Annotated in this window: 11 protein-coding genes; 5 read left to right on the plus strand and 6 right to left on the minus strand. The window is 56.4% G+C overall.

The window, feature by feature from the left end; all coding sequences use genetic code 11:
• Window positions 1–16 precede the first annotated feature (16 nt).
• Both LRM19_RS07290 and LRM19_RS07295 read right to left on the minus strand, forming a co-directional pair.
• Window positions 17–1900, minus strand: coding sequence for a potassium transporter Kup (locus LRM19_RS07290; RefSeq protein WP_271367971.1), 1884 nt, complete (start codon window positions 1898–1900; stop codon window positions 17–19).
• An 89-nt stretch (window positions 1901–1989) separates the two neighbouring features.
• Window positions 1990–3477: an MFS transporter gene (locus tag LRM19_RS07295; protein ID WP_271367972.1), complete on the minus strand. Its 1488-nt coding sequence runs from the start codon at window positions 3475–3477 to the stop codon at window positions 1990–1992.
• Between the two features lie 116 nt (window positions 3478–3593).
• Between LRM19_RS07295 and LRM19_RS07300 the strand changes: the two genes are divergently transcribed.
• Window positions 3594–4187 carry a TetR family transcriptional regulator gene (locus LRM19_RS07300; RefSeq protein WP_115875218.1) on the plus strand — a complete coding sequence of 198 codons (594 nt, stop codon included), beginning with the start codon at window positions 3594–3596 and terminating at the stop codon, window positions 4185–4187.
• Between the two features lie 34 nt (window positions 4188–4221).
• Here the strand turns inward: LRM19_RS07300 and nhoA are convergent, their stop codons facing one another.
• Window positions 4222–5067, minus strand: a complete 846-nt coding sequence (gene nhoA / locus LRM19_RS07305) for an N-hydroxyarylamine O-acetyltransferase (RefSeq protein WP_271367974.1) — start codon at window positions 5065–5067, stop codon at window positions 4222–4224.
• A gap of 108 nt (window positions 5068–5175) precedes the next feature.
• On the opposite strand from nhoA, the gene LRM19_RS07310 reads away from it, so the two are divergent.
• Window positions 5176–5748 carry a flavin reductase family protein gene (locus tag LRM19_RS07310; protein WP_271367975.1) on the plus strand — a complete coding sequence of 191 codons (573 nt, stop codon included), beginning with the start codon at window positions 5176–5178 and terminating at the stop codon, window positions 5746–5748.
• Between the two features lie 35 nt (window positions 5749–5783).
• On the opposite strand, the gene fusA is transcribed toward LRM19_RS07310, so the two are convergent.
• Window positions 5784–7883 (minus strand): elongation factor G, encoded by a 2100-nt coding sequence (gene fusA, locus LRM19_RS07315; protein WP_271367976.1) that lies wholly within the window; start codon window positions 7881–7883, stop codon window positions 5784–5786.
• A gap of 160 nt (window positions 7884–8043) precedes the next feature.
• Between fusA and LRM19_RS07320 the strand changes: the two genes are divergently transcribed.
• Window positions 8044–8343, plus strand: coding sequence for an ArsR/SmtB family transcription factor (locus tag LRM19_RS07320; RefSeq protein WP_149366980.1), 300 nt, complete (start codon window positions 8044–8046; stop codon window positions 8341–8343).
• Here LRM19_RS07320 and LRM19_RS07325 read toward each other — a convergent pair.
• The gene (locus tag LRM19_RS07325) at window positions 8336–8977 is read right to left on the minus strand and encodes a helix-turn-helix domain-containing protein (protein ID WP_115875227.1); all 642 of its coding nucleotides are present in this window, start codon (window positions 8975–8977) and stop codon (window positions 8336–8338) included. The two genes, LRM19_RS07320 and LRM19_RS07325, sit on opposite strands and share 8 nt — an antisense overlap.
• A gap of 121 nt (window positions 8978–9098) precedes the next feature.
• Window positions 9099–10430: a 2-hydroxycarboxylate transporter family protein gene (locus LRM19_RS07330; protein WP_271367978.1), complete on the minus strand. Its 1332-nt coding sequence runs from the start codon at window positions 10428–10430 to the stop codon at window positions 9099–9101.
• 406 nt (window positions 10431–10836) lie between these two features.
• Between LRM19_RS07330 and LRM19_RS07335 the strand changes: the two genes are divergently transcribed.
• Both LRM19_RS07335 and LRM19_RS07340 read left to right on the plus strand, forming a co-directional pair.
• Window positions 10837–11784 (plus strand): AEC family transporter, encoded by a 948-nt coding sequence (locus tag LRM19_RS07335; RefSeq protein ID WP_115875230.1) that lies wholly within the window; start codon window positions 10837–10839, stop codon window positions 11782–11784.
• 32 nt (window positions 11785–11816) lie between these two features.
• A complete protein-coding gene (locus LRM19_RS07340; RefSeq protein WP_271367979.1) occupies window positions 11817–13502 on the plus strand; it encodes an NAD-dependent malic enzyme in 1686 nt (561 codons plus the stop codon).
• Window positions 13503–13546 lie beyond the last annotated feature (44 nt).

Genomic DNA, 13546 nt, shown 5'->3' on the forward strand with positions numbered 1-13546 from the left:
AACGGCGCGAGCGAAACTAGACGGCAACGCGCCGGCTAATTTCAACCACCCGATCGCTAGGAAGATGGTAGTGGTTGATGACGTGCGTGCAGTTGCGCTTCATGAAGGCAAATATGTGCCGTTGCCAGGCCGCCATACCGGACCCGCCTTCGCCTGCCACAATGGTTTCATGCCCGACATACCAGGTGGCGTCATCGGTGGCGAAAAGCGCGTTAATCTCGCTGACGCCCTGCAACAAACGCGGGATGTCCGGGTGTTCCATAAAGCCATACTGTGCAACGCCGTGCCAGTAGCCCGGCGCGCGCTGTTCCACCCTGATACGCTGCTCTTCCCCGACGTAGGGCACGTTGAGAATATCAATGGTCAGCGACAACACGTCCTGCTGTAGCGCCCGGTTTCGCGCGACGTGCCAGCGCATTACCGGCGGGATATTGTTCTGCGTGCGGGTCAAAAAGACGGCAGATCCCGCCACTCTGGGCACCGTCTTTTGCTGTAGCTGGGCAAAGAACGCATCCACGCTGACGCCCTTCTCGCCCACCGATGCGGATACCGCCTTAACGCCGCGGTGCCAAATCAGCATCACCGTACAAATCGCTGCGGCCATCAGCAGCGGAATATAGCCGCCCTCCAGGACCTTAATCAGATTGGCAAACAAGAAGGTGGCATCAATCACCAGGAAGCAGAGGGCAATAACCGCGCTGCTGGCCAGGCTCCAGCGCCACACTTCCCGCATCGCCACAAACAACAGCCCCGTAGTCGTCAGCATAGTTAATGACACGGCAATCCCGTACGCCGCTGCAAGCTTATCTGAGGATTTAAAGAACACCACCAGCCCGATGGTTACTACCATCAGCAGCCAGTTGATTATCCCGATATAAATCTGACCGTAGCTTTCTGCCGCCGTCTGCTTGATGCGTAATCGTGGTAGCCAGCCGAGCTGAATCGCCTGACGCGTCATGGAAAACGCGCCGGTAATAATCGCCTGACTGGCGATGATCGTCGCCAGCGCGGCAAGAACGATGAGCGGAACCTGGAGCACAGGCGGACAGAGCGTGTAGAAAAGGTTTTGCTTGCTGTCGGCACCGGCCAGAATCAGCGCTGACTGGCCAGCATAGTTGAGCAGCAGCGAAGGAAAGACGACGCCGTACCAGGCAAGCCAGATGGGCTTTTTACCAAAATGCCCCATGTCAGCATACAGCGCCTCGGCCCCCGTCACGCAGAGAAATACGCCGCCCAGGACCAGAAAACTGGTGTACCCGTTCGAAAACAAAAACGCGATGCCGTACGCAGGATTGAGGGCCAGCAATACCGAGGGGTGCTGAACAATCCCCCGCACGCCCAGGACCGCAATCGCCAGAAACCACAGCGCCATTACCGGGCCAAATATCTTCCCTATGCGGGCGGTACCAAAAGGCTGGATCAGGAACAGCGCCAGCAACACCGCCACCGTCAGGGGTAATATGTACGGCTGGGACTCCGGAATGACCATCTCCAGCCCTTCCAGAGCGGAAAGCACGGAGATGGCCGGGGTTATCGCGCCATCTCCGTAAATTAACGCGGCGCCGATGAGGGCAGCAAAAATGACCCAGCGACCGCCTTTGCCTTTTTCCACCAGAAGCGACATCAGGGCCATAATGCCTCCCTCACCATGATTATCAATTCGCATGGCGAAGGCGGCATACTTGATGGAGGTCACCAGGATAAGCGTCCAGGTAATAAGAGAGAGCAGGCCCAGGATGACGCCTGGCGTAGGGTCATGCTCAGAGAGCGACAGCACCGTGCGGAAGGTATAGAGCGGGCTGGTGCCGATATCACCAAAAACAACGCCCAGCGCGCCCCCCGCAAGCAGGGTTAACCGGGAAAGCGGTTGGGACGGTTCACTGCTGTGGCGAGGGCTCATATTTTCCAGCAAGAGTCAGATAATCCTGTAAAAAACATAGCCCATCAGCCCCGCCCGCGCCAACCGCTCGCCCTGTTTTACCGCGCGGTTTACTGCGGATTGACCTTCGCCAGGCTAAACCAGATCCCCACTGCCAGCAACAGCAGCATTCCGCCCGCGCTGCCCAGCGCCACGCTGTGGGAGGTAATAAACGCGCTTTTCGCCGCCTCAATCACCGGCTCAGCCAGAGACGGCGTCAGGTTCTGCGCCACCTTCATCGCTTCACCAATCGATGACGAGGCTTTGTCGACGAGCGAGGCGTCCAGCCCCTGCGGCAGCTCAATCGAGGCCGAGAAGCTGCGGGTCAACAGCAGGCCAAAAATGGCAATCCCCAACCCGGCCCCCAGCTCATAGGACATGGTTTCAATCGCCCCTGCGGCGGCGGCTTTCTCCTTCGGCGCGGCAGCCATAATGGCGGAAGTCGAGGCCAGCAGCGCGCTGGCGGCACTGAAGCCGAGCAGCACCATCAGCCCCCACGCCTGCCACTGCTGCGTGCTGAAGTCGAGCGTCGACAGGCCGATAAAGCTGACGGCGCTAAGCCCCATGCCCCCCGCAGCGACAATGCGTAGCCCCAAACGCCCAACCAGCACGCCCGCGATCGGCCCGCTGAACCCGCTGGCGACCATCACCGGCAGCATAAACATGCCCGCTTCAAACGGCGTAAAGCCGTGAACAAACTGCAGCTCCTGGGCCATCAGCAGCTCAAAACCGACCAGGGCAATCATGGCGGTCATCGCCATCACCACGCCGCTCAGAATGATGCGGTGACAGAACAGGCGCATGTCGATCATCGGCACGCGGGCGCGCAGCTGAATACGCACGAAGATAAACAGCAGCACCGAGCCGGTCACCAGCGCGGAAGCTACCAGCCACGGCGACAGCGCGCCTTTTAGCGCGGTTTTGGCGCTGTAGACCAGCAGCAAAATCGCCACGATCAGCATGATGGCATGGCTGATATTCAGCGGCTGCTCCGGGCGTCCCTGCTGAGGAGGGACAAAACGCGCGGCCAGCGAAACCACCACCAGCACAATCGGCACGTTGATTAAAAACACCGATCCCCAGTAAAAATGCTCCAGCAGCATACCGCCGATCAGCGGGCCAAACGCCGCCCCGCCGGAACCGACCGCCGCCCAGACGCCGAGCGCGATGTTGCGATCTTTCGCGTCGGTAAACAGCGTGCGGATCCCCGCCAGGGTGGCAGGAATGATCATTGCAGCACCGATCGCCAGCGAGGCGCGCGCCGCGATCAGCCATCCTGCTGAAGGGGCAAACGCTGCCGCCAGCGACGACAGGCCAAACAGCGTGCTGCCAATCATGAGCAGTCGTTTAAAACCAATCCGATCCCCCAGGGCGCCCATCGGCAGCACCATACCCGCCATCACCAGCGAGTAGATATCGATGATCCACAATAATTCGTTACCGCTGGCGCCCAGCGTCATGCTCAATGTTGGCGCCGCCACGTGCAGCACCGTCGCGTCAATCGCGACCGGGATATACACCAGCACGATAATCACTAACGCTAACCACTGACGAAACATAAATTTCCTTTTCATTTTAAACCTGGACACATGTCCAGATTGCGATCCTACGTAAAGTTGAACGCGTGTCCAGCTTTTTGTTACACTCGTTTCGTTCCCATTGAGAGTGAGTAACGATGCGATATCTGAGCAAGGATGAACGGCGCGAAGCCATCTTACAGGCCGCCATGCGCGTGGCGCTGGCCGAAGGACTGGCGGCAATGACGGTACGCCGCGTTGCGGCTGAAGCCGGGGTTGCGACCGGACAGGTTCACCATCATTTTACCTCTGGCGGAGAGCTAAAATCGCTGGCCTTCGTACGGTTAATTCGCGAGCTGTTAGATGCGGATGTCGCGGGTAAACAGGCGGGATGGCGGGAGCAGCTTCATGCCATGCTCGGCAGCGATGACGGCAGGTTCGAGCCCTATATTCGCCTGTGGCGCGAAGCGCAGATCCTGGCCAGCCGCGATGCCGATATCAAAGGCGCCTATGTGATGACCATGGAAATGTGGCATCAGGAAACGGTGGCGCTGATCGGCGCGGGAACGGAGGCCGGGGTATTTCGTCCTGGCGATCGGGCAGAAAATATCGCCTGGCGCTTGATTGGCCTGGTATGCGGTCTTGACGGGATGTATATCTTAAACATGCCCGAAATGGATGAAACCGCGTTTAACAATCATCTGGATAAATTAATCACCCTCGAGTTATTTACTCCCCCGTCTCAGAAGTGAAGTTGTCGGGGGCCAACAGCCCCCTCTTTGCGCATTATTTCCCGGCCTGAGGATGTGTATCAAAGCCCGCCATTACCGCCGTTAGCTCCGCCAGGGAAAATCCGTGTTTTGCATCGTCAACGCCCAGTCCAAAGCGTTTCTGCATCAACTGGTAAAGCGCCTCGGCATCCGGCAAATGGATCTGCTCCTCCACATGGCCATTCTGCCAGTGGGTAAAGTTGAAGTTGGTCAGCGTCAGCTTGCCGCCGTCCGGCAGATGGCGACACATCAACAGATGATGACGGAAATGCGACTGCGGCCAGTGCGCCGACCAGAAATTCCCCATCACGTAATCGCTGAAATACTGCGTCGTCAGGTCAAACTGGTACATCGACTGCCAGTGCTCGTGGTGACGGAACTGCAGCACCCAGTCGTTGCCCTCGCTCAGCAGACGGTACAGCCCGTGCGGCGTCTCCTGTTCTTCATTAGCGAGCAGGCGAATCGGCGCCGTCAGCGTCTGGCCGCCAAACCCGACATCGGCTATCCAGCGCTCACCGTTAAGCTCAACCAGCAGCAGGCGATGCGTGCGCGGCGGCATTTGCGGCGGACTCGCTAATACCACGCGTCCCAGCACGCTGCGCACCGTAAATCCGACCTCACGCAATACGCGCTCGAACAGGCCGTTTTGCTCAAAGCAGTAGCCTCCGCGACGTGCGGTGACCAGCTTGTCAACGAGGCACCGATCGTCAAGCTGGATTTCGCGCGGCAGAACGACATCGATATTCTCAAAAGGGATCGCACAGTTGTGATGTAAATGCAGCGCGCGCAGGGTATCGATATCCACCCGTGTCGGCTGCGTCCAGCCGATGCGGGCGAAAAAGGCGGTCAGGAATGGGGACATGCATCAGTTTCCTTTGATTGTGATGTTCTGTTTATAAACTAATTTTACCCACTCACTTTGATTTACGTGCTTTTTCGCCATAATCATCGGTGTAGATGAGGAGATCCTATGAGCCACTTTCGCCCTGTTGAATTACGTCATGCCAGCCGTCTGCTGAACCACGGCCCTACTGTGCTTATCACCAGTCGGGATGAAAGCCTCGACAGACGTAACGTGATGGCCGCCGCATGGTCAATGCCCGTTGAGTTTGAACCGCCGCGCATCGCGATCGTCGTGGATAAAAGTACCTGGTCACGCGAGCTGATCGAGCGCAGCGGAAAGTTTGGCATCGTCATCCCCGGCGTGGCGGCGGCAAACTGGACATACGCCGTCGGTAGCGTCAGCGGGCGCGATGAAGACAAATTCAACTGCTACGGGATCCCGGTGGTGAACGGTCCTGAGCTTGGCCTGCCGATGATTGAAGAAAAATGTCTGGCGTGGATGGAGTGTCGGTTACTACCCGTCACCTCCGCGGCAGAAAAATACGATACGCTGTTTGGTGAAGTGGTTTCAGCGGCAGCCGATGAACGCGCCTTTGTCGCCGGACGCTGGCAGTTTGACGGGGATAAGCTGAATACCCTGCATCATCTTGGGGCCGGGACGTTTGTGGCGAGCGGGAAGATGGTGAAGACGCTGGATTGAGAAAACCCTCCCCCAATTGGGAGAGGGTGACCGTATTACTTCGCACGACGCGCAATAATCTCATCCGCAACATTCCGCGGAGCTTCCGCAAAATGATGGAACTCCATCGTATACGTCGCGCGTCCCTGGGACATCGAGCGCAATGTCGTGGCATAGCCAAACATCTCGGCCAGCGGCACGTCAGCGCGAATAATCTGGCTGCCGTACTGCTCCGCCATCCCCTGCACCATACCGCGACGGGAAGAGAGATCGCCCATGATGTTACCGGCGTACTCTTCCGGCGTTTCCACCTCCACATGCATGATCGGCTCAAGGATCACCGGGTCCGCCCTGCGGGCGCCCTCTTTAAAGCCGAGGATCGCCGCCATGCGGAACGCCATCTCCGAGGAGTCAACGTCATGATACGAGCCAAACGTCAGCGTCGCTTTGACGTCTACAACCGGATAGCCGGCCAGCACGCCGCTGTTCATCGCTTCCCGCAGCCCTTTCTCAACGGACGGAATATACTCGCGCGGAACCACGCCGCCCTTAGTGGCATCTTCAAATTTAAAACCACTTCCAGGCTCCAGCGGCTCCAGGCTCAGCACCACATGGCCGTACTGCCCTTTGCCGCCGGACTGACGGACAAATTTGCCTTCGATATCCTTCACCGTTTTACGCAGGGTTTCGCGGTAGGTTACCTGCGGACGACCAATGTTCGCCTCGACGCCAAACTCACGCTTCATGCGGTCGACGATGATCTCAAGATGTAGCTCACCCATCCCGGAGATAATGGTCTGGCCGGACTCTTCGTCAGTATGCAGGCGGAAAGACGGATCTTCCGCCGCCAGACGCTGCAGCGCGATCCCCATTTTCTCCTGATCGCCTTTGGTTTTCGGCTCAATCGCCAGCGAAATCACCGGATCCGGGAACTCCATGCGCTCAAGCGTAATGACGGCGTTCGGATCGGTGAGCGTGTCACCGGTGGTCACGTCTTTCAGCCCCACGCAGGCCGCGATATCCCCCGCGCGCAGTTCGTCCACCTCGTGACGATCGTTGGCATGCATCAGCACGATACGCCCGATACGCTCTTTCTTCCCTTTCACCGGGTTATACACCGCGTCGCCTTTACGCAGCACGCCCGAGTACACGCGGATAAAGGTCAGCTGACCAACGTACGGGTCGCTCATCAGCTTGAACGCCAGGGCCGAGAACGGCTCATCATCACTCGGGTGACGCTCCGCGTGCTGCCCTTTTTCATCCACGCCATCAATAGCAGGCACGTCCAGCGGCGACGGCATAAGCTCAATCACCGCATCGAGCATGCGCTGCACGCCTTTATTTTTGAACGCGCTGCCGCACAGCATCGGCTGGATTTCGCCCGAGATAGTGCGAATACGCAGCCCTTTGATGATTTCCGCTTCCGACAGGTCGCCCGTTTCCAGGTATTTGTCCATCAGTTCATAGCTGGCTTCCGCTGCCGCAGAGACCATTTTTTCACGCCACTCCTGGGCGGTGCTGACTAAATCATCCGGCACGGGCGCATAGGTAAACACCATGCCCTGCGTTGCATCGTCCCACAGAATGGTGCGCATCTTGATGAGATCCACCACGCCGGTGAAACGATCTTCTGCGCCCACCGGGATGACAATCGGCACCGGATTGGCCTTCAGGCGTTCCTGCATCATCCGCACGACGCGGAAGAAATCGGCACCCGGACGGTCCATTTTGTTAACGAAGGCCAGACGCGGAACGTGATATTTATTGGCCTGACGCCAGACGGTTTCCGACTGCGGCTGCACGCCGCCCACGGAGTCATACACCATCACGGCGCCGTCGAGCACGCGCATGGAACGTTCCACTTCAATGGTGAAATCCACGTGCCCCGGGGTGTCGATGATGTTGATCCGGTGCGGTTCATATCCTCTGTCCATACCCGGCCAGAAGCAGCTGACGGCCGCCGAGGTGATCGTGATCCCGCGCTCTTGCTCCTGCGCCATCCAGTCTGTGGTTGCCGCGCCATCGTGTACTTCACCCAGCTTGTGGCTCATCCCGGTATAAAACAGGATGCGCTCAGTGGTAGTGGTTTTACCGGCATCGATATGCGCGGAGATACCGATGTTGCGATAACGTTCGAGAGGGATGGGTCGGGGCATGATATTTCCTTAAGTCTTATGACTTGTCTGTGACGACCAGGATGGTCGTGCATTCGTTCGTTTGCTATAATAGTCCTATTGTACGAGTATTATCGAACTATTTTTTAAGGGTTGACCTATTGTTGATATAGCTCAATCTGACGCCATACGCAGGAAAACGATGATCCCTAACCACCCTGAAACTGAACAAATACTGCTGGAAAATGTGCTGTTTGCCCTCGGCAACCCGCTCCGGCTTGCGATAATTCGCCGGCTGGCCGACGGCAGCGAACTGAGCTGTAACGCGCTGCGCCCGGAAGATGTGGTGAAGTCCACGATGACCCATCACTGGCGCGTACTGCGCGACAGCGGGGTCATCTGGCAGCGTCCGCAGGGACGCGAAAACATGATTTCATTGCGACGAGACGATCTGGATACCCGCTTTCCGGGACTGATGGCGATCCTGCTGCAGGTTAAGTAATTTGAGTCCCTTCCAGGCGATAGACCGGGACCTGCCGGGTTGTTTTGGTCAGCGTATCGAACACCTCGGCGTTGGACGTCACTATCCGCATCCCTGTTTTGCGTAGCCGTTGTACATCGGCCGCGATGCGCTGAATGCCAAACCAGAAAAGCCCGTCAAGCGCGGTTACAGACAGCCCGTTGTCCAGCGCCAGCTTGAGGCGTTCCTTTGGCGCTTTCACCTGCTGGGCAATTTGTCGGTAAGACGCTTCCGTCGCACCCGTGGCGTCACTGCGCTGGATCCGCGTCTTCAGGTGATAGGTAAACTCGTCAGGTATGCCGTCCAGATCCCGTTTAAGGCTGTAGACGCAGCCAAAGCGCTTGCCGTTAAACAGAACATTTTTCTGACTGAGCTGAAGCTCTTTTCTGACAGCGTCAATCAGCTGGGGCGCGCGGGTGAGGAGCAGCCTGAACGGCAGCTCGAAGCTGGTGACGTAATCCACATTAAGCAGCGCGAGACGCAGACGATCCTCCGCACCGGCCTGTTGCTCACGGCACTCCTCCAGCACCTCCGCCCACTGGCGCGTCAGGCGCTCCGGTTCGGCGGCTTCGGTAAGGAGATATTTTTCAATCAGATAATCAACTCTTCCGGTCATCGTGTGGTATCCCGTCGCTGTGGCTGCGGTAATTCTATACAGCGCGGTGAGTTTTATAAAGGACTGAACCGCAGCGACACTCTGTAAATGTCGTTGCGATTCAGTATCCTGACGTTTCGGATCAGTGCGCCATAATCCAGCCCATCAGAAGCGTGGCGAAAATCACCGTCGACGCGCCGCCGATGCGGGTGGCGATCTGCGCGAACGGCATGAGCGACATCCGGTTAGACGCGGACAAAATGGCCACGTCCCCCGTTCCGCCCAGCCCGCTGTGGCAGCAGGTCACAATGGCCGCTTCCACAGGATACATATTCAGACGCGACGCAATAACGTAGCCGCTCAGCGCCATCGCAATCACAACCGAACCGCATACCACCACGTATCCCACCGAGAAGACCGACACCACGCTCTCAAGCGGCACGTATAACATCCCGAGGCCGATCATCAGCGGCCAGACCAGCGCAGCCGAGACGAATTTATAGCAGCTATGCGCGCCCTGCTCCATTGAGGCCGGGATCACCCTGAAGTATTTACACAGAACGGCAATCAGGATCATCAGCACCGGGCCGGGAATGTGCACCAGTTTTTCAAACAGTCCGCCGACGATGAAAAACGCGCACACCATCAGTAACCCGCCGCCCATCAGATGAAAATCCGTCTGCTGCGTGCTTTGCGCCCCGGCAAACAGGCTGGCGTCGTCTTTACTCCGCGTGAGCATGCCATTTCCCGAGAGCGCAGGACGTTTCGCGCCGAGTCGCGCCAGCGAGCCCGCACAAATAATGGCGAAGATATTCCCAACGACCGCAGCGGGTGCCAGCTGCGCAACGTAGACGTCAGGCGTCTGCCCCAGTATTGCCGAATAGGCCAGGGACAGCGGCAAAATCCCCTCGCCGATCCCGCCGCCAATGATGGGCACAATGATGAAGAAGAAGGTGTGGTAAGGCGTATAACCAAACAGTGAGCCCACAATGAGGCCGCTCAGCACGGCCATGCATGTTCCCGCCACCAGCGGAACAAACATGCGCATCATCCCCTGGATCAGCAGCACCCGATTCATCCCCAGAATGCTGCCGACTACCAGGCAGGCGATGACGAAATAGAGCAGATTCGCCTCTTTCATCAGCAGATGCACGGTATCAAGGGTATGTTTCCCGAATACGCCAAAATAGACCAGTACGGAGGGGACCATCAGGCACAGGATCGCCGGGCCGCCGATATCTTTCAGTACCGGGATTTGACGCCCCACTTTGGCAAACGCAAAACCAAGGGTCATGATGACCGCCAGTCCGCCAATCATATTTTTCGGCAGCAGCCCTGCCCAGGCGGACGTCGCCACAATGGCGGCAATCCCGACGAACAGCATCAACGGGACCGTGCCCACCTCGGTATTGCTGAGCCCAAAGGCGAAACGCGAGGTAGACAGCTCAGAAGTCGGTACAGGATTATCTTTCATATAATCACCTGAAAATTGTGTTCGGATATACAGAGAAAGGAATAAACTGGAGCTATTCCTGATACGAATAAATGTTTTTAAATATAAATAATGACTTAGATGGCCTTTTCTTAAACCAGGCTCAATATGAAATTATCACGAGCCTGCCGGGAGAAATGTGAACAATACGGCCCTTTATCTTTAAATAACTTAATTCATCATTAAGTAACTAAAGTTATTTATGATGATCAGCATCGCTTTCTTGCGCCTTATCAATATTTGACGAAAGCATTAGTTATTCAACTAATGCAATCTTTTTGAAATTAATTAAACCAGAGAGAGTGTGACCCTTGTCACTCCTGCCCTGCTTTCTAAGCGCTAGATTAGCGCTGCAATAAAACACATAAAATACCCTACAGGAAATACTATGCCTTCATTACTATTACAGTCACTGTTTCCACTCGTCTTTATTATGTTACTTGGATGGCTAAGTGGAAAGTTGGGATATTCCCGGCGTGAAGATGCAAACGTCATGGCAACCGTGGTGATTCGTTTCGCCCTTCCTTTTCATCTTTTTATTGGTGCATTGCATACCGATCCAAATAAAATTAAGAACCTGACCTTTATGGCCGTTTTGGTGGTCGGTTTAATGGGATCGTATTTGCTGACCTTATTTATTTCACGCTACGTTTTTCGCCACGATATCAAAACCAGCGCCATTCAGTCTCTGGTTTGCGCCTTTCCTGATATGGCCTACTTTGGCGCACCGGTTCTGGCGGTATTGATTGGGCCGGAAGGATTTATCGGCGTGCTGATCGGCAATATTATTACCAGCGTTATCATGATCCCCCTGACTATCGTCCTGATTCGTATGGGTGATAAAAGCGGTCATGATGGCCTGGAGGCGCTGCATCCGGGCGCGATGATCGTGCAAAACCTCATCAAAGCGGCACGCAACCCTATCGTCTGGATCCCGGTCTCCGGCGTATTGCTCAGCCTGGCCGGCGTGCAAATCCCTGCTATTCTCAGCATGCCTATTGAGATGGTTGGCAAAGTTTCAGGCGGACTGTCCCTGTTTGCCCTCGGCCTGCTGTTTTACGGCGAACGTCCAAAACTGAACGTGCAGACATTTACCAATATCAGTATTAAAAACTTAATTCAGCCAGCAATGATGGCCGCCGCCGGGCTCGCCTTTGGCCTGAGCCATACCTTACTACAGCAGGTCGTAATTATTGGCGCAACACCTTCCGCGATTGCGGCGGGGATGTTTGCGTTGCGCAGCGATACCTATATTGATACCGCATCCTCTTCCATATTAATTGGCACGGCCATCGGGGTCGTGACCGAAGGCATCATGATTTATTTAATCTCTTAATCTGTTTTGTTAAAAAAATTCAGGAGTTAACCATGTCCCGGAAAGAAGTTCTGTACACCCCCTATAACGGTGCCGTATTGCTGGAAAACCCGCTACTAAATAAAGGCCTCGCATTTATTAAAGAAGAGCGTGATAATTTTAATCTGCATGGATTATTGCCGCATAACGTTGAAACCATTGAAGAGCAAACCGAGCGCGCCTGGGTGCAGTTCTGCCATTTTAAAAGCGATATTTCGCGTCATGTTTACCTGCGAAATATTCAGGACACCAATGAAACTCTCTTTTATAACCTCTTGCGTTCGCATCTGAAAGAGACGTTACCGATTATCTATACCCCGACGGTCGGTGAAGCCTGCGAGCATTTCTCCACGATTTATCGACGCGCGCGCGGCCTGTTTATTTCATGGCCTAACCGCCATCGTATTGATGAGATGCTGCAAAGCTTTTCGCGTAACGACGTTCGCGTGATAGTGGTAACGGACGGGGAACGTATTTTAGGGCTTGGCGATCAGGGTATCGGCGGGATGGGCATTCCAATTGGCAAGCTGTCGCTTTATACCGCCTGCGGAGGGATCCACCCGGCCTCTACCCTTCCGATTATGCTGGATGTCGGCACCAATAATCAGCAACACCTCGACGACCCGATGTACATGGGCTGGCGCCACCCGCGCATCAGCGACGACCAGTACGCTGAGTTTATGGATATGTTTGTCAGCACCGTTAAAGCGCGCTGGCCCAACGTTCTCCTGCAGTTTGAAGACTTTGCGCAGAAAAACGCCACGCGACTTCTCCAGCGCTACCGCAACCAGCTGTGCTGTTTCAATGATGACATCCAGGGCACGGCAGCCGTCACCGCCGGTACGCTGATGGCTGCGGCCCATGCCGCGGGTACGCGCATTCGCGATCAGCGCGTGGTCTTTTTGGGCAGCGGCTCTGCCGGGTGCGGGATCGCTGAAAAAATTGTGGCGCTGATGGTGGACGACGGCCTGGCCGAGTCCGAAGCCCGCAGCCGGATCTTTATGGTCGATCGCTTCGGCCTGCTGACCGACGACATGACAAACCTGCTCGATTTCCAGAAAAACCTGCTTACCGCGCGCGATGCCGTTTGCAGCTGGCAGGTGGACGCGAAGAATATTTCCCTTCTGGACGTGGTGAAGAACGCGCATCCCACGGTGATGATCGGCGTTTCAGGCCAGCCTGGGCTGTTCAGCGAAGAGATCGTCAAAGAGATGCATCGCCATTGTCCGCGCCCCATCATCATGCCGCTCTCGAACCCGACCTCGCGGGCGGAAGCCCAGCCGCAGGATCTTATCGCCTGGACACAGGGTGCCGCGCTGGTGGCCACCGGCAGCCCGTTCGCTCCGGTATTCTGGGAGAATACGCACTACGAGATCGCCCAGTGTAACAACGCCTATATTTTCCCTGGTCTGGGGCTTGGCGTGCTGGCCTGCAACGCGTGCCGGGTGACGGAAGAGATGCTGATGGCAGCAAGCCGCAGCCTGGCCGCACAGTCTCCGCTGGTGACCACGGAAAGAGGCGGACTGCTGCCGCCGGTAGATCAGATTGAAACGGTTTCACGCCAGATTGCCGTCGCCGTCGCCCGGGCCGCCATTGAACAAGGCGTGGCGCCGTCTTTAGATGATGAAACCCTGATGGCGCGCATTGAGAAGACCTGGTGGCAGGCAGACTATGCGCCGTACCGCCGTTCTGCGCTGTAGCGCTGGTCATGCCCTCACCGCAGGGTGAGGGCATCGCTGAGGGT

Source organism: Enterobacter sp. PI-10 (assembly GCF_027947695.1).
Lineage (GTDB): Bacteria > Pseudomonadota > Gammaproteobacteria > Enterobacterales > Enterobacteriaceae > Enterobacter > Enterobacter vonholyi.